The 16,021-nt window shown below is 72.6% G+C and carries 10 protein-coding genes; 5 read left to right on the top strand and 5 right to left on the bottom strand.

Annotated features, from left to right (window positions below):
• Nucleotides 1-174: 174 nt before the first annotated feature.
• The gene (locus ACIA77_RS26625) at nucleotides 175-1,038 is read left to right on the top strand and encodes an LLM class flavin-dependent oxidoreductase (protein ID WP_395888692.1); all 864 of its coding nucleotides are present in this window, start codon (nucleotides 175-177) and stop codon (nucleotides 1,036-1,038) included.
• A gap of 14 nt (nucleotides 1,039-1,052) precedes the next feature.
• Here ACIA77_RS26625 and ACIA77_RS26620 read toward each other — a convergent pair whose 3' ends face one another.
• The 5 genes from ACIA77_RS26620 to ACIA77_RS26600 form a co-directional block, all read right to left on the bottom strand.
• Nucleotides 1,053-2,378: a S28 family serine protease gene (locus tag ACIA77_RS26620; RefSeq protein ID WP_395888691.1), complete on the bottom strand. Its 1,326-nt coding sequence runs from the start codon at nucleotides 2,376-2,378 to the stop codon at nucleotides 1,053-1,055.
• Between the two features lie 20 nt (nucleotides 2,379-2,398).
• Nucleotides 2,399-3,163: a thioesterase II family protein gene (locus tag ACIA77_RS26615; protein WP_395888690.1), complete on the bottom strand. Its 765-nt coding sequence runs from the start codon at nucleotides 3,161-3,163 to the stop codon at nucleotides 2,399-2,401.
• Nucleotides 3,160-4,143, bottom strand: a complete 984-nt coding sequence (locus ACIA77_RS26610) for an aldo/keto reductase (protein WP_395888689.1) — start codon at nucleotides 4,141-4,143, stop codon at nucleotides 3,160-3,162. Before ACIA77_RS26610 ends, ACIA77_RS26615 begins: the two co-directional genes overlap by 4 nt.
• Entirely contained in the window at nucleotides 4,140-5,393 is a 1,254-nt protein-coding gene (locus tag ACIA77_RS26605; RefSeq protein WP_395888688.1) for a cytochrome P450, read from the bottom strand. The genes ACIA77_RS26610 and ACIA77_RS26605 overlap by 4 nt, the downstream gene beginning before the upstream one ends.
• 150 nt (nucleotides 5,394-5,543) lie before the next feature.
• Nucleotides 5,544-5,762, bottom strand: a complete 219-nt coding sequence (locus tag ACIA77_RS26600; protein ID WP_395888687.1) for a hypothetical protein — start codon at nucleotides 5,760-5,762, stop codon at nucleotides 5,544-5,546.
• An 86-nt stretch (nucleotides 5,763-5,848) separates the two neighbouring features.
• Here ACIA77_RS26600 and ACIA77_RS26595 point away from each other — a divergent pair, with 86 nt between their 5' ends.
• The 4 genes from ACIA77_RS26595 to ACIA77_RS26580 are packed head-to-tail and all read left to right on the top strand — an operon-like array spanning nucleotide 5,849 to nucleotide 16,001.
• The gene (locus tag ACIA77_RS26595; RefSeq protein ID WP_395888686.1) at nucleotides 5,849-7,537 is read left to right on the top strand and encodes a condensation domain-containing protein; all 1,689 of its coding nucleotides are present in this window, start codon (nucleotides 5,849-5,851) and stop codon (nucleotides 7,535-7,537) included.
• A gap of 34 nt (nucleotides 7,538-7,571) precedes the next feature.
• On the top strand, nucleotides 7,572-10,922 hold the full coding sequence (locus ACIA77_RS26590) for an amino acid adenylation domain-containing protein (RefSeq protein WP_395888685.1): 3,351 nt from the start codon (nucleotides 7,572-7,574) through the stop codon (nucleotides 10,920-10,922).
• The gene (locus tag ACIA77_RS26585; protein ID WP_395888697.1) at nucleotides 10,922-14,713 is read left to right on the top strand and encodes a type I polyketide synthase; all 3,792 of its coding nucleotides are present in this window, start codon (nucleotides 10,922-10,924) and stop codon (nucleotides 14,711-14,713) included. The genes ACIA77_RS26590 and ACIA77_RS26585 overlap by 1 nt, the downstream gene beginning before the upstream one ends.
• On the top strand, nucleotides 14,700-16,001 hold the full coding sequence (locus ACIA77_RS26580; protein WP_395888684.1) for an MFS transporter: 1,302 nt from the start codon (nucleotides 14,700-14,702) through the stop codon (nucleotides 15,999-16,001). The genes ACIA77_RS26585 and ACIA77_RS26580 overlap by 14 nt, the downstream gene beginning before the upstream one ends.
• Nucleotides 16,002-16,021: the final 20 nt, after the last annotated feature.

Below are 16,021 nucleotides of genomic sequence, written 5' to 3'. Positions count from 1 at the left end.
ACAAGGTGATCCAGACCGCGTGGGGGCTTCGGATCGAGGTGCCGGGCGGGGGGCTGGGTGCGGGTGTTGTTGCGTTGTCGGGTGGCGGTTGGGTAAGTGGGGGTCCGTCGCCTTGGCGGCCAGGCCTCTGTGGTGAGCCTGCAACCACCCACCCACAACGGCAGACTGGGCACCATGCGGATCGGTATCGGAATTCCCAACACGGTGCCCGGCACGAGTGGAGCGCTGGTGCTCGAGTGGGCCAGGCGGGCGGAGGCGCGGGGGTTCGCGTTCGTGTCGACGATCGGGCGGGTGGCGTACCCGTCGCTGGACTCGTTGACGGCGTTGGCGGGCGTGGCGGGGGCGACGTCGGAGCTCGGGTTGGTGACGAACGCCGTGCTGGGGCCGACGTACCCGGACGCGGTGCTGGCGAAGGTGGCGGGCACGGTGGCGTCGCTGTCGGAGGGGCGCCTGACGTTGGGGCTGGGTGTGGGTGCGCGCGAGTCGGACTACGTGCCGGCGGAGCGGGATTTCGGGGGGCGCGGCGCGGCGTTCGACCGGCAGCTGCTGTACCTGAAGCTCGCGTGGCGCGGTGAACCCGTGGCCGACGGGGACTTCTCCGGGGAGAAGCGGGCCGTGGTGCCGGCGACGGCGGAGATCCCGCTGCTGATCGGCGGGCACAGCAAGCGCGCGGTGCGCCGGACGGTCGAGCACGCCGCCGGCTGGACGGGCGCGGGCGGCGGACCGCGGCGGGCGGAGCCGACCGTCAAGGAGATCCGCGAGGCGTGGACGGCCGGCGGCCGCGTGGGCGAGCCGCGGCTGCTGGGTCTGGCGTACTTCTCGACCACTGCGGCCGACCGCGGCGACGCCTACCTGCGCTCCTACTACGCCTACGCGGGCTCCCACGCCGACACCATCGCCGACGGTGCGGTCCGCACCGCGGATGCCACCAAGGCCATCCTCCGCGACTTCGAGTCCGCGGGCCTGAACGAGCTGACGTTCACCCCGACCGTCGCGGACCCGGACGAGGTCGACCGGCTGGCCGACCTCGTCCTCTGACCCCGAAAGCCCGGTCAGCGGCGCGCCCAGCGGTGCAGGGTGCTGACGATCCCGTCGCGTTCCGCGGCGGGGAGGGCGGCGATGCTGGCGCTGTAGTCGCCGCCCTGCTGGACGTGGACGGAGGAGTCCCGGCTGCCGGGGCCGAGGCGGAACGGGTTGGCGCTCCACGGGTTCAGGCTGCCGTAGAGGAAGATCAGCCGGCTGCCCCGGGTGGCGACCCACTGCGCGGCGGAGCGCATCACCTGCGGGTCGTAGTGCATCGGGATGGTGCGGGGCACGTATTCGCGGGCCGCTTCCTGGTTCGGGTAGTGCAGCAGGCCGGCGAGGTGGGCCTGGGGCTCCACCGGATAACCCAGTTCGGTGCCCGCCTCGTAGAGGAACGGCACGCTCGGGTCGAGGTTCTGGTCGGCCTCGGCGAGCATGCCGCCGGGGATGCTGCCGCCGCTGACGACGTCGACGAAGCGGTAGATGTCGTCGTCCGACGCGGTGGCCGGCGGGATGTTCGCGCAGTTGTACGGGCTGGTGGAAGCGAACTGCCAGAACGCGAACGGGGTGTCGAGGACGTTGAACTCGTACGCCTTGTCCAGCGAGCCGATGTCCTTGGTGAAGGTGACGCCCGCCGCGTCGGCGGCCGCGGCCATCCGAGCCTCCAGCGCGGGACGGCGTTTCAGCGCCTCGATCTGCACGGCCTGCAGCGCCGCGCGGCATTCGGGGGTGGCGACCTGGTCGTTGAGGAAGTGCTGGTAGGAATCGCCGTGGTCGGTGACGTCGTCGGGCGAGTTGTCGGCGAACGTGCCGTCGAAGTCGCCGGGGAAGTACATGCGGTGGAAGATCGCGCCCTCGCCGCCTTCACCGGTTCCCGCCGAAAGCCAGTGCCCGCGGTAGAGGTGTTTCAGGACGTTGACGACCTCGTGCTCGTCGGCGGCCGACTGCCACACCGTCAGGTTCGCCCAAATTTCGGGCTGGGGCACGGAATCGCCGAAGAAGCGGTGCTCGATGTCGAGCTGGTCGGCGCCGAGCAGCGTGGTGGGCTCGGCGATCGTGCTGTCGATCCAGTGCCCATTGGTGTAAACCACCATCGGCGCCGCCGTGTCGCGGTGCAGCAGGGTGAGCTGCTGCTCGAAGGTGCCCGAACGCGGGTCGCGGTGATCCACCGCCTGGCGGAACGACAGGTGGAACTCGCGGAACCCGGCCGGCGGGTGCGGGTCCTCGGACCGGTAGGTCACGCCCGGCAGGTGGTGCAGCCGGGTGACGATGTCGGGCGGCGCGGCGGCCGCCGGGACGGTGGTGGCCGCCGCCAGCGCGCCCACGGTGAGCAAGGTGGTGAAAAGACGTTTCACGGATCCCCCAGTTCGATCGGTCAGCTCGGTCCGAGCCGCCCCGCGACGAGCCCGGCCACGCGGGTGGTGTGCTGCTCCAGGTAGAAGTGCCCGCCGGAGAGCACTTCCAGGTCGAATCCGCCGGAGGTGTACGCCGCCCAGTCGCGGATCTGGGCGAGCGGGTACTCCGGGTCCGCGTCGCCCGCCAGCGCGCTGATCGGGCAGCGCAGGCGAGCACCGCCGGCGAAGCGGTAGGTGTTGACGATCCGCAGATCCGCCCGCAGCGCGGGCAGGACCATCGGCCACAGCTCCTCGCTCAGTTCCAGCGAGGCCCCGTTCGCGCTGCCGAGCCGGCGGACGTAGCCGATCAGGTCCGCGTCGTCGTCCAGCCGGACGTCGACGGCGCGAGCGTGGTGCGGCGCGGACCGGGCCGACACGAACAGGCGCGTCGGCTCCACGCGGCCGGATTTCTCGAGCGCACAAGCCGTTTCGAACGCGACGGTCGCGCCGAGGCTGTGCCCGAACAGCGCCAGCGGGCGATCGGCGAACGCGCCGAGCGAAGCCAGCACACCGCCGGCCAGCCCGGCCACCGAGTCCTCGCACGGCTCGGCGAACCGGTCCTGCCGGCCGGGGTACTGCACCGCGACGAGCTCGATTTCCGGTGCCAGCGCCGCCGCGAGCGGCCGGTACAGGCCCGCGGCGCCGCCGGCGTGCGGGAAGCACAGCAGGCGGGCGCGGGCTTGCGGAACCGGGGCGAAAACGCGCAGCCACGCGTTCGCGCCCACGGCACCGGAAACCGTGGTCACTGCGCGGCGTCCAGCCGGGCCCGCTGGTCCGCCGACAGTTCCAGCTCCACCCCGGCGAGGCTGTCTTCCAGCTGGGCCACCGAGGAAGCACCGATCAGCGGGAACATCGGCAGCTCGTGGCCGATCATCCAGCTCAGCACGACCTGGTTCGCGCTCGCCCCGGTTTCCTTCGCCACCTCGCGCAGCGCCGCGAGCCTGGCGTCGGTACCCGGGTGCACGAAATCGGCGTCGACCGGACGGTCGTCGCGCACGTAGGCACCGCCCAGCAGCGCGGAGTAGGCGACCAGCGCCGTGCCCTCCTGCTCGCGCAGGTAGCTCAGCACCTCGCCGGTGGCCACGCCCTGGTTGCCGTCCTTGGCGCGGCGGCTGGGAACGTCGGTGCGCGGCCGCAGGTAGCTGTGGTGGTACTGGAGCACGTCGTAGCCGGGCACACCGGCCGCCGCGGCGAGGTTGCGGGCCCGCTCCACGCGCCACATCCAGTGGTTGCTCGCACCGAGCAGGCCGACGGTGCCGTCGGCGACCAGTTCACCGAAGGCCTCGACGGTCTCCTGCAGCGGCGTGTTCGCGTCTTCGATGTGCGCGTAGAGCAGGCCGAGCTTGTCGACCCCGAGCGTTTCCCGGCTGCGGTCGGCCGATTCGCGGATCACCTTGGCGGACAAGCCTTCCGGGTCGGCGAAGCCGCCGCCGGGCACCCGCGGGCGGGCGCCGAGCTTCGTCGCGATGACGACCTCGTCGCCGACGCCGCGGCTCTTGAGCCACCGGCCGAGCAGCGCCTCGCTCTCCCCGCCCTGGGTCCCTTCGGCCCACCACGCGTAGTTGTTCGAGGTGTCGATGAAGGTGCCTCCGGCGGCGACGAACCGGTCCAGGATCGCGAACGACGTCTCCTCGTCCACCGCGGTGCCGAAGGTCATCGCGCCGAGGCAGAGCGCGCTCACCTCGCGGCGGGTCGCCGGGTCCGTGCCGATCGTGCGGAGCTTCATGCAGTCTTTCCCTTTCGTGGTCGGGCGGTGATGGGCACGCTCTTGTACCCCGAGGCGAAGTTGGAGATCAGCCGCTCGGGAGCACTCGCGGACTCGAATCCTTCATACCGGGCGAAGAGCTCGTGGAACAGGATCTTCAGGCTGACGCGGGCGACGCTGTGCCCGACGCAGTAGTGCGGGCCGATGCCGAACGCGAGGTGCTTGTTCGGCCGGCGGCGGATGTCGAAGGTGTGCGGCTCGGCGAAGACGTCCTCGTCGCGGTTCGCCGAGCCCAGCCAGACGACCACCGCCTGCCCCGCCTCGATCGGCGTGTTCCGCAGAACGGTGTCCTTCGTCGCGTAGCGCAGCACGTGGTTCACTGGGGAGGCCCAGCGCAGCGCCTCCTCCATCCCGGACGTGGTGAGCTCAGGGTGGGCCGCCCAGTCCTCCAGCACGCCGGTGCCGGGCAGCTCGGCGAGGGCGAACGTCGGTGCGTGCGGCGTCGTGACGTTCGCGCCGAGCAGCAGGCTGTAGCAGTTCGCGACGACTTCGCCCGGCGACATCCGGCGGCCCTCGAACCGCGTCGAGATCAGCACGCTGAGCAGGTCGTCGCCCAGGTGGTCGCCGCGGAAGCGGACCAGATCCTGGAAGTAGGCGAACAGTTCCCGGTGCGCGGTTTCGAGCGTGGCCGTTTTCCCGCCCGGTTCCTGGAAATCCGGGTCGTCCGCGGCGATGCACTGGGTCGTCAGCCGGGTCAGCGCCGGCCAATCCGCCGGCGGCAGGCCCATCATCGTCCCGGTGACCGACATCGGCATGGCCAGCATGGCCCGGCCGAAGTCGAAAACGCCGCGGTCGGCCAGCGGTGCGAGCAGGTCGATCACGAGCGGGCGGATCATGTCGCGCTGCCGGTCGACGGATTTGCGGGCCAGCGCCTTCTTGAGCTGCGCCTGCCGGCTGGTGTGCCGCGGCGGGTCGGTGACGGCCAGCTGCTGGCCGCCCGCCGGATCGTCGGTGCCGAGCAGCTCCAGCAGCGTGCCCCGCTCCGAGGTGAAAGTGGCGTAGTCGCGCAGGACCCGGTCGGCGTCGTGGTACTTGACGACCGACCAGAATCCGCGGTGCTCGTCGACCTGGTGCCAGCTCAGCCGGTCGAGGGCGCGCAGTTCCTGCCAGACGCGGCGGGCGTCGCCGCCGGTGTAGAAGTGCGGATCGACAAGATCGTCGGAGGCGGCGTGCACCGGACATCCGGTGGGTCTGGCCTCGCTGAGGGTCATGCTCGACGTCTCCTGTTCTCGCATTCGCGCCCCGTCCTGCACCTTCGGAAAAAATGGCACACCGCGCCGGCCGCCGGCCAGGACAGCCGGCGGCCGCGGGTATCGGAATGCAGGTGGGCGCGCACGCCAAAAAAGTTCCACCCCAGTGGACTAATGCTCGATTTCGTGGTCCCCCATGTGCCGGTGCGCGCATCGCCCTTGGTGCGCGGCATCGGTTCCCGCGGTGTCGTATTGAAGCAGCGCATTCAAGATCATGTCAATGCGACCTTCGGCGGGGATGCGATCGCTTGACAGCGCTTCCGGCTGGTTCTTAACATCGGCGCTGTCGGTCGGCACGTTTTTCCGGCCACTGGGGAAGAGGTTGATCACTCGACGCGAAGGCGGGTAAATGCCCGCGGCTTCCGCGTGCGGTGTGGGACGACCTGTATTTCTATTTCGTTTTGTCCGATTTTGCCGTGCTGCGCCTGAGGAAGGTGCGGGGAACGAGGGTGCCTGTCGTGCGCGAGGATGCCTCCTGGACGCCGGTTACCGCTGCTCAGCAGGGTATCTGGGTGCTGGAACAGATCGACCGGCTGCGCCCGTCGTACCTGCTGCCGACGGTTCTCGAATTCGCCGGCGCGGTGCGGCACGAGGTGCTGCGCGCGGCGGTGGAGCACGTTTTCGGGCGGCATCCGTCGTTGCGCTCGCGTTTTCGGCTGAATCACGCTCTGCGCCGGGTCGAATATTGCGCCGAAGGGACCGCTCCGGAAGTCGGATTAATCGACTTCGAGCGGGACGGGTGGCCGCGGAAAGAACTGGGCCGAATGGTCGAAGCCCTTTGCTACTCACCGTTCGACCTGGCGGCCGAACCACCCGCGCGCGCTGAAGTGCTCAAAGTGGACGGTGAATGCACGTTGCTCGTGCTCACCGTGCACCACATCGCCTTCGACGGCTGGTCGCGGCGGCTGGTGGTGGACGAAATCGCGACCGTCTACCGCGCGTGGTGCGCCGGCGCGGAACCCGGGTTGCCGCCGGCGCCGCACCCGGCGGAGGTCCTCCGTCCGGCGCCTGCGGAAGACGTGGCCGAGCAGGTCGCCGCCGTGGTGCAGCGGTTGCGGGGCGCGCCGACGGACATCGCGCTGCCCTACGACCACCCGCCGGAGGACCCGGACCTGTCGCTGGTCGGTTCTTCCGCCGAGACGGTGCTCCCGGCCGACGTGACCGAGCGGGTGCTGGCCGCGGCGACGGCTGAGGGCGCCACCGTGTTCATGGCCGGCGTGGCGCTGCTCGCCGCGACACTGGCCCGGACCACCGAGCAGCGGGACTTCCTGTTCGCCGTGGTCTGGCCGGGGCGCGACGACCCCGAAGCGGCCGGTGTCGTCGGCATGTTCGGCAGCACGCTGGTGCTGCGGATGACCGTCGACGAGAGGACGACCTGGCGCGAGCTGCTGCGGCAGAGCCGCGCGGCGAGCACCGCGGCGTTCGTGGACGCCGACGCGCCGCTGCCCGACGTCGCCGCCGAGCTGGCTCCCGGGCGCGACGTCGCCCGCACTCCGCTCACCTCCGTGCTGGTGAACCTCGCCGAAGTGCCGGAGGTGCCGCTCTTCGCGTCCGGGCTCACCGTGCGGTACCGGCCGCTCGAACCGCAGTACAGCAAGTTCGACCTGGCCCTGTTCGTCCGGCTGTGTGACGACGCCAGGCTCGAGCTGCTCCTGGACCACCCGGCCCCGCTGTTCCGGCCGGCCACCGTGGCCGGCCTGCTCACCGCGTTGCGCGCCAGCGCCGCCGCGCTCGCCCGATCCGTGGAGGAAACCGTGCTCGCCGAAGAACCCAACCCCGTCTTCGACCCGGCCGATCCGGCCGCCCGCCGCGCACTGGTGCGGTCGGTCTGGTGCGAGGTGCTCGACACCGGCGACGTCGGCGACGACGTGAGCTTCTTCGACGCGGGTGGTGACTCGTTGCGGCTGGTCATCCTGGTGGAGAAGCTGAGCCAGGTGTCGGGACGCCCGTTGCGCACCACCGATCTGTTCCGCGCCGGCACCGTGCGCGGACAGGCCGAGCTGATCGCCGCCCCGGCCGGACAGGCGCCGGCCGGAGCGACGCCGGGCAGCCGGGAGCGCTTGCTCGGCGCGTTGCGCGCGAACTCCGCCGACCACGATTCCTGAGCCCGCTCGACGATCTTCCGGGGAGAACCTGTCGATGACCCTGCACGAGTGCGCGGCGGCCGCTTTGGGCGGCGAGGCCGACGCCCGCAGATTTGCCACCCACAGCTTCATCGAGCTCGGCGGAGATTCGCTGCGGGCGATGCGGTTCGTCGCGCTGGCCCGGGAACGGCTGGGGGTGCGGATCCCGGTGGCCCGGCTGCTGTCCGGCGCACCACTGGACGAGATCCTCGCCGACCTACCCGCCGCGGACGCGCCGGCCCCGGTGCCGGCCGCACCCGAGCGGGCGGCGATTTCCGCCACCCAGCGCGGGATGTGGCTGATCGAGCGGTTCACCGGAGGTTCGCCGTACAACCTGGTGTTCGCGTGCGTGACCGAGCGCGGCGAGCTCGCCGAGGACCACCTGGCCACAGCGGTGCAGGCCACCGTCGACCGCCACGAGAACCTGCGCACCGTCTTCCGCGAGGAGGACGGCGACGTGGTGCGGAAAGTCGTCACGCCCTTCGCGGCGCCCTTCACCCGCTACGTCGACGACGGTGCGGCCGGCGAGTTCGACGGGTTCGTCCGGCGGATCGCGACCGAGACCGGACGGAAGCCGTTCGACCTGACCGCCGCGCCGGGCGTCCGGTTCGCGTTCCTCACCGGCACCGGGCGCGCCGCGCTGGTCGTGCAGGCGCACCACATGGTGCTCGACGGCTGGTCCGTCGGCCTGCTGCTGAAGGAGATCTTCACCCGGTACGACGCGCTGGTGCGCGGTGCCGCCGATCCGTTGCCCGAGGCGGGAATCGGCGTGCGGGTGCTGGCCGAGCACCAGGAAGCCACCCGCGGCGACCGCGACCGGCAGCTGGCCTTCTGGCGGACTCAGCTCGACGGCGTGCCGTCGGTGCTGGAGCTGCCCGCGGACCGGCAGCGCCCGGCGGAACAGGACGCGTCCGGCGCGCGGCTGCCGCTCGACCTCGGCCCGGCGGTGAGCGACGCGGTCGCGACGCGGGCGAACACGCTCGGGGTGACCCGGTTCGCGGTCCTGCTGGCCGCGTTCGGGCTGACGCTGAGCCGCTGGACCGGGGCCCGGCGGCTGCTGATCGGGGTCCCGCTCACCGGGCGCGGGACGTCGGAACTCGCGGAACTCGTTGCGGTCACGGGGAACCTGGTGCCGGTGCGGGTGGACGTCGACGACGATCGGCCGGCCGCCGAGTACGTGCGCTCGGTGCAGGAGTCGCTGGCCCGCAGCATGGAAGCGGGCGACCTGCCGTTCGAGGAGATCGTGGCGGCGCTGGGCGTCGAGCGGACGCTCGGGGCGCATCCGCTGGTCCAGGTGTGTTTCGGCATGCACGACCAGCTCGTCCCGCCGCGCCTGTCCACTCCGGACGTCGAACTGCGCGTGGACGAGCTGCACGGCGGTGGCGCGCAGTTCGACCTGACGCTGCTGATCGGCCGGTCCGAGCCCGCGCTGGCCGGGCACGTGGAGTACGCCACCGCGGTCTGGAGCGAGGCGGAGGCCTCGGCGTTCGCGGCCGATTTCCGCGAAGCCGTGGGGCAGCTGGCCGCCGAAGGGGACCCGGCGCTGGAGGAGGTCCGGTGCCTGGCGCCGGAACGACGCGCCTTGCTCACAGCGCTCAACGAGACCCGTCGCGAGTTCCCGCGCGTGACGCTCGACGCGCTGTTCCGCAAGATCGCCGGGGAACGGCCGGCCGCGCCGGCGGTGCGCGCGGGGGACACGGAGCTGAGCTACGCCGAGCTGGCGCGCGCGGTGCGGCGGCAGGCGGAGCTGTTGCGGGCGGCCGGCGTCGGGCCCGGCGACCGGGTGCTGGTCGCCCTGGACCGGTCGATCGCCGAGGTCGTCGCGGTGCTGGGCACCGTGTCGGTGGGCGCGGCGTACGTCGGCGTCGAGCTGGATCAGCCGGCCGCGCACACCGACCGGATCCTGGCCTCGGCCGCACCGGCCGCCGCGCTGGTGGAACCCCGGTCGGCGGACCGGGTGCGCGGCATCCCCGTCGTCGAGGCGTGGCGGGCGGACTGGCCCGCGCCGGCCGGTGAGCCGGTCTTCCCCGGCGAGGATCCCGATCGTCCGGCGTACGTGGCGTTCACCTCCGGGTCGACGGGGGTCCCGAAGGGCGTCGTGGTGCCCCAGCGGGCGGTGCTCCGGCTGGTGCACAAGGTGGGCTACGTCCGCCTCGGTCCCGGGGAACGGATGCTGCGGCTTTCCCCGCTGGCCTTCGACGCGTCCACTTTGGAGCTGTGGGGCGCACTGCTCACGGGCGCGACGCTGGAGGTGTACCCGGCCGGGTTCGCCGCGCCGCGCGAGCTCGGCGAGTTCCTGCACGAGCGAGAGGTCACCGTGGCCTGGCTGACCGCGGGGCTGTTCCGGCTGGTCGAGGAGTTCGCCGGTGACACCCTTGGCACGCTGCGCCAGCTGCTCACCGGCGGCGACGTCGTGCCGCACGACCACGTGGCCCGCCTCCTGCGCCGCCACCCCGGCCTGGTCGTCACCAACGGCTACGGCCCGACCGAGAACACCACGTTCACCACCACCTGCAGCGTTCGCGAACCGGACGAGGTGGCCGGTCCGCTGCCGATCGGCACCCCGCTGCCCGGCACCCGGGTCTACGTGCTGGACGAACGCCGCCGGCTCGTGCCGCCCGGTGCCGTCGGCGAGCTGTACACCGGCGGCGAGGGCCTGGCGCTGGGGTACCTCGGCGACGAGGCGGAGACCGGACGCCGGTTCGGCCGGTTCTCCCCGGAGGTGCCGGAACGGCTCTACCGCACGGGGGACCTCGTCCGCCTCGACAGCCAGGGACAGCTGCGGTTCCTCGGCCGCGGAGACGATCAGGTGAAGCTGCGCGGCTACCGGATCGAACTGTCCGCGATCAGCGACGTGCTGGCCGGGCAACCGGGTGTGCAGGACGCGGTGGTGGTCGTCGCCGGCGACGACAGCGCCACGAAACGCCTGGTGGCCGGGATCGTGCCGGCCGCGGGACAGCCGGCCGACACCGCCGCGCTGCGAGCGGCGCTGGCGCAGCGGCTGCCGGCGTACATGGTGCCCGCGCTGTGGTCGGTTCTTGAGCGGATTCCGTTGACGGGTAACGGAAAGGTGGATCGCCGAGCGCTGTCCGCCGGAGCGGGGCCGGCGAGCGCGCCCCCGGCCGAGGCCGACGAGCCGGGGCTGGCCGCGATGATCGCCTTGCTGACCGAGACGCTGGACGGCGCCGCCGCGGAGATCAGCGCGGACACGGACTTCTTCACCATCGGCGGCAACTCGATGGGCGCGGTCCGGCTGATCCGCCTGATCCGCGACCGGCTCGGCGTCCGCGTGCAGCTGCGTGATTTCCTGCGCACGCCGACCGCGGCCGGGCTGCAGCTGCTGGTCCGGAAAGCGAGCGCCGCGTGATGGCCGTGGCGGTGGTGGGCCTGGCCTGCCGTTACCCCGGCGCCCCGGACGCCGGGCGGTTCTGGTCGCTGCTGCGGGCCGGCCGTGAGGGCATTACGCGGTTCACCGCCGACGGGCTGCGAGCCGTGGGCGCGGATCCCGCGCTGGTCCGGCAGCCGGGTTTCGTGCCCGCCAAGGGGGTGCTGCCCGGTGCGGCGGGCTTCGACTGGTCGTTTTTCGGGTACAGCCGCGCCGAAGCCGCGGGAACCGATCCGCAGCACCGGGTTTTCCTCGAGTGCGCCTCCGCCGCGATCGACGACGCCGGGCTGGATCCCAGCCGGTACGCCGGCCGGATCGGGGTGTACGGCGGTGCCGAGCGGTTCAACCCGCGCGGTGGTGAGCACGCCGGTCCGCTCGCGCGCGTGATCGGTGCGGAGAAGGACTTCCTGACCTCGCGCGTCGCGTACAAGCTGGGCTTGCGCGGGCCGGCGGTCACCGTGCAGACGGCTTGTTCGACGTCGCTCACCGCCGTCCACTTCGCCGTGCGGGCGCTGGCCGGTGGCGAATGCGACGCGGCGCTGGCCGGTGGCGTCGCGGTGTTCCCGCCCGGCGAGTGCGGCTACGTGTACCAGGAGGGCGGGATCCTTTCGCCCGACGGGCACTGCCGTCCCTTCGACGAGCGGGCCGCGGGCACGGTGCCGGGCGAAGGGGTCGGTGTGGTCGTGCTGAAACGGCTGTCCGACGCCCTCGCCGACGGGGACCGGATCGCTGCCGTCATCGCCGGTTCGGCGGTCAACAACGACGGCGGTGACAAGCTCGGTTACACCGCGCCCGCCGTGGCCGGGCAGAGCGAGGTGGTCCGGCTGGCCTACGAGGTCGCCGGGATCGACCCCGCCGACCTCGGCTACGTCGAAGCCCACGGCACCGCGACCCGGCTCGGCGACCCGGTCGAGCTGGCCGCGCTCACCGACGTGTTCGCGGCGAGCTCCGCTGAGCGCGGCAGCTGCGGGCTGGGGGCGGTGAAGAGCAACCTCGGGCACACCGGGGCGGCAGCCGGCGTGGCCGGGCTGATCAAGACGGTGCTGATGCTGGAGCACGGTGAACTCGTGCCGACCGTCCACTTCGGCCGGCCGAATCCGTTGCTGGACCTGGATTCCTCGCCGTTCCACGTGGTCACCGAGGCCGGGCCGTGGCCGGCTCGCGGGGTGCGGCTCGCGGCGGTGAGCGCGTTCGGCGTCGGCGGCACGAACGCCCACGTCGTGCTGCAGGAACCGCCGCGGCGGGCCGTGCCCGCGCCGTCGCACCGGCCGCGGCTGCTGGCGCTGTCCGCCGCGACGCCGGACGCGCTCGCCGGCTTGCGGGCGGAGCTGGCCGGGCACCTGGGCGGCGCCGCGCAGCCACCGGCCTTTCCCGCGGTGGCGCGGACTCTGGCCACCCGCCGGATGTTCCGCCACCGCACGGCGGTCGTCGCGGACGACGTCGACGCCGCCGTGGCCCGGCTGGGCGCTGCGCAGGCGCCGGTGTCCGACGTACCCGCGAAGGTGGCGTTTCTCCTTCCCGGCCAGGGGGTGCTCCGCGGGCCCGCCGGGCGGGCCGCGTACCGCCTGCTGCCGGAGTTCCGGTCGGCGTTCGAGGAGTTTCGCGCCGCCGTGCTCTGCGCGGGCGGGCCGGAACTCGGTCCGGTGGTGGGCGACGGGACGGCCGGCGAGCCGTGGTTCGCCGACACCGTGCACCAGCAGCTCGGCCTCGTGTCGCTCGGGGTGTCGCTCGGCGCGCAGTTGCGGGAGTGGGGACTTCGGCCGGCGGCGTTGTTCGGCAACAGCGTCGGCGAGTACGCCGCCGCCGTGCTCGCCGGGGTGTGGACGCCGGCCGAAGCCGCCGGGCTCGTGCTGGCGCGCGGCCGGGCGATGGCGGCGACCGAAACAGGCCGGATGGTGTCGGTGCGCGCCGAACCGGACGAACTCGCCGAGCGGCTGACTGGTCATCCCGAGGTGGTCATGGCGATCACCGCACCCGGTGCCACCGTGCTGTCCGGTCCGGAGTCCGTTGTGGACAGTCTGCTGGCCGGCCCCGCGCTGGCCGGCCTGGCCGTGCGCGAGCTGGCGAACCGGCGGGCGTTCCACTCGCCCTCGATGGTCCCGGCGGCAGCGCGGTTGCGGCCGGCGCTCGCCGCGATCCCGGCCCGCGCGCCCCGGATCCCCCTGATCGCCGACGAGACCGGCGACTGGGCCGACCCGGACCACATCCGGCAGCCGGAGTACTGGCTGGACCAGCTCTGCCGGCCCGTCCGCCTCGGCGACGGCGCGGCCACGCTCCTCGCCAGCTCTTGCGACGCGGTTCTGGAACTCGGCCCGGGCAGCTCGATGATCGCGACCCTGCGCCGGCACCCGTTGTGGCGCCCATCGATCCCGGCGATACCGCTTCTCGGCCGAACCGACGACGACGCCGAACGCGCCCTGCTGCACGCCCTCGGCGCCCTGTGGGAACACGGCGTCGACGCCGCGATCGACGCCCTCGACGACGGCAGCGTGCGGGTCGGACTGCCCGGACATCCTTACACAGCGGAGAATCCTGAACTTGTGCCTCCGCCCGCCGCGAGGGTCGCGCCGGTGCGGCCGGTTCCGGTCACGGCGCCGGGGACTGCTCTGGACGACGGTGGTGTGGGGGTTGGGCGGCGCGGAGGTCCTTACGCTGCGGCGGTTCCTGAACTTGCCCGCCAGCTCGCGGTGGGGAGCACGCCGGTTCCGGTCGAGGTTCAGGGCGCCGGGCTCGACGCTGCCGGCGTTCGGGTTGAGTCGCACGGGAATCCTCCTGCTGCGGCGGGTCCCGGTCTTGCCCGAACGGCCCCGGTGGCGAGCGTTCCGGTCGTGCTCGAGGCGCCGGAAGCCGAGCTGGCTCGGCTGTGGTGTGCGACGCTCGGCGTCGCGTCGGTGGACGAGGGGGATGACTTCTTCGCGCTGGGCGGGGAATCGCTGCTGGCGCTGGACCTGTGCGGGGCGGTCAGCCGCACCGGGCGGGCGGTGTCGGTGGCGGACTTCAGCCGGACGCCGACGTTCGGTGGGCTGCTGCGGCTGGCCGGGCTCGCCGGAGGGGAAGCCGTGGCCGGACCCGTCGCGCGGCCGTTGTTCCTCGCCGCGGATTCGACCGGGACGGCGTTGCCCTACCGCGCCCTGACGGAGCAGCTGGCCGGGCACCGGCCGGTGCACGGTCTCGACGCGCCGCCCGGCGTCGCCGGGATCGAGCGGATCGCGGCGGTGCACGTCGCGCAGCTGCGGCGGGTCCAGCCGGCCGGGCCGTACACCGTCGGCGGCTGGTCGTTCGGCGCCGTGGTCGCGCACGAGATGGCGGTGCAGCTCGCCGCGGCCGGGGAGCGCGTGGACACCCTGGTCTGCCTCGACGGCCGGCCACCGGACCGGCCGGGGTGGCCGGTCGGCCGGGACCCGGGCCACCTGGCCGGCACGGTGCGGCTGCAGCTGGCAGTGCTGTGCGGGCTGGGGCCCGCGGGCAGCGCGTTGCGCGCCGCTCCCGAGCTGCGCCGGCGCATGGTGCGGAACCTGAGCGCACTGCTGCGTTACCGCCCGCTTCCGGTGCCCTGCCCGGTGCTGCTGCTGCCGGCCGCCCCCAGCGGACCGCCGCCGCGGCGGCTCTACCCGCACGGTGTCTCGATCGTGCCGGTGCCGGGCGATCACTGGTCGATGCTCGCGCCCCCGCACGTCGCCGAACTGGCCGAAACCCTCCGCGCGGCGCTGCCGCCGGCCGACGAGAACCCGACCCGAGCCCGTCCCACAGAAATGGCAGATGATGTCCGCTGAACCGAACGTGACCGAAGCACAGATCGGCGCGCCGCCGGAAAAACGGGAACTCCCGCTGCGCCGCAACCGCGATTTCCAGGCGCTGTGGATCGGGGAGTTCCTCGCCTCCGTGGCGAAGGAATCGGCGGAGATCGCCTACCCGCTGCTGATCCTGGCCGAAACCGGCTCGGCCACCTGGGCCGGCGCGGTCGGGTCCGTGCAGCTGCTCACCGCGGGCCTGCTGTCCATCCCGGGCGGCAGCATCGCCGACAAGTTCGACCGCAAGCTCATCCTGATGGTCACCAGCGCGGTGCGGATGGTGCTGCTGGCCGTCTTCGGCGTGCTGGCCACGACCGGCCACGTGTCGGTGCCGCTGGTGATGGGGCTGGCCGTGCTCTCCTCGGCCTGTCTCGGTGTGCAGCAGCCGGCCGGGCTGGCCGCGATCAAGCAACTGGTGCCCGCGTCGCAGCTGACGCAGGCGACGTCGCAGACGCAGATCCGGTTCTTCGGCGCGACCGTGGTCGGTCCGCCGATCGGCGGCTGGTTCTACGGTCTCGGCCGCGGTTTCCCGTTCCTGTCGGCGGCGGTGGCGTTCCTGGCGTCGTGGGTGGTGTTCTTCTTCATCCGCAAGCCGACGCAGGCCCCGATGGCACCCGAGCCCGCCGCGGAAGAAGCTGCCGCGCCGGTGGCGAAGAGCAGGCCGCTGGACGGTTTCCGCTTCATCATCCGCCAGCCGATCCTGGGCCGGATGATCTTCTGGGTGATGGGCTCGAACATGGCCTTCAACCACTCCGGCGTGTTCCTGGCCCTGATCGCCACCGCGCACCAACGCGGCGCCGGCGACAGCACCATCGGCGTGACACTGGCGGTGGCCGGGGCCGGCGGCCTGACCGGCGCGCTGCTGTCCAACTTCCTGCTGAAGCGGCTGCGCCCGGTCGTGGTGATCATGTACGCCACGTGGGTCGGCCCGGTCGCCGCGGTCCTGCTGATCGTGGTGCCGAACGCGATCCCGCTCGGCTTCCTGGTCGCGCTGATCTTCTTGCGCGCCGGCGTGTTCGGCGCGCTGTTCATGAGCTACATCGGCGCACTGGTGCCCGACCGGCTGCAGGGCCGCGTGATCGGCGTGGTCATGTTCATCTCCCTGATCGCCCAGCCGCTGGGCATCTTCGGCGTCGGGGCGATCTTCGACAACGCCGGTCCCGCCTGGGTGTTCGGGACGATGGCGATCGTCGGCACGGTCTTCGCGCTGCCGATGCTCAGCAAGACGATCTTCCGGCTGCGCCCGCCCGAGGAACTCGCCGTCGCCTGATCCCGCTGTTCCCGATCCTG

The organism is Amycolatopsis sp. NPDC051903 (genome assembly GCF_044452505.1).
Taxonomy (GTDB): domain Bacteria; phylum Actinomycetota; class Actinomycetes; order Mycobacteriales; family Pseudonocardiaceae; genus Amycolatopsis.
The sequence above is the reverse complement of the archived record's forward strand: the minus strand, read 5'-3'. Positions and strand labels throughout refer to the sequence as shown.

Excerpts from the sequence above, each read along its gene's own strand:
- ACIA77_RS26625 (WP_395888692.1), top strand. The coding sequence starts at position 175 with ATGCGGATCGGTATCGGAATTCCCAACACGGTGCCCGGCACGAGTGGA.
- ACIA77_RS26610 (WP_395888689.1), bottom strand. The coding sequence starts at position 4,143 with ATGAAGCTCCGCACGATCGGCACGGACCCGGCGACCCGCCGCGAGGTG.
- ACIA77_RS26605 (WP_395888688.1), bottom strand. The coding sequence starts at position 5,393 with ATGACCCTCAGCGAGGCCAGACCCACCGGATGTCCGGTGCACGCCGCC.
- ACIA77_RS26590 (WP_395888685.1), top strand. The coding sequence starts at position 7,572 with ATGACCCTGCACGAGTGCGCGGCGGCCGCTTTGGGCGGCGAGGCCGAC.
- ACIA77_RS26585 (WP_395888697.1), top strand. The coding sequence starts at position 10,922 with ATGGCCGTGGCGGTGGTGGGCCTGGCCTGCCGTTACCCCGGCGCCCCG.
- ACIA77_RS26580 (WP_395888684.1), top strand. The coding sequence starts at position 14,700 with ATGATGTCCGCTGAACCGAACGTGACCGAAGCACAGATCGGCGCGCCG.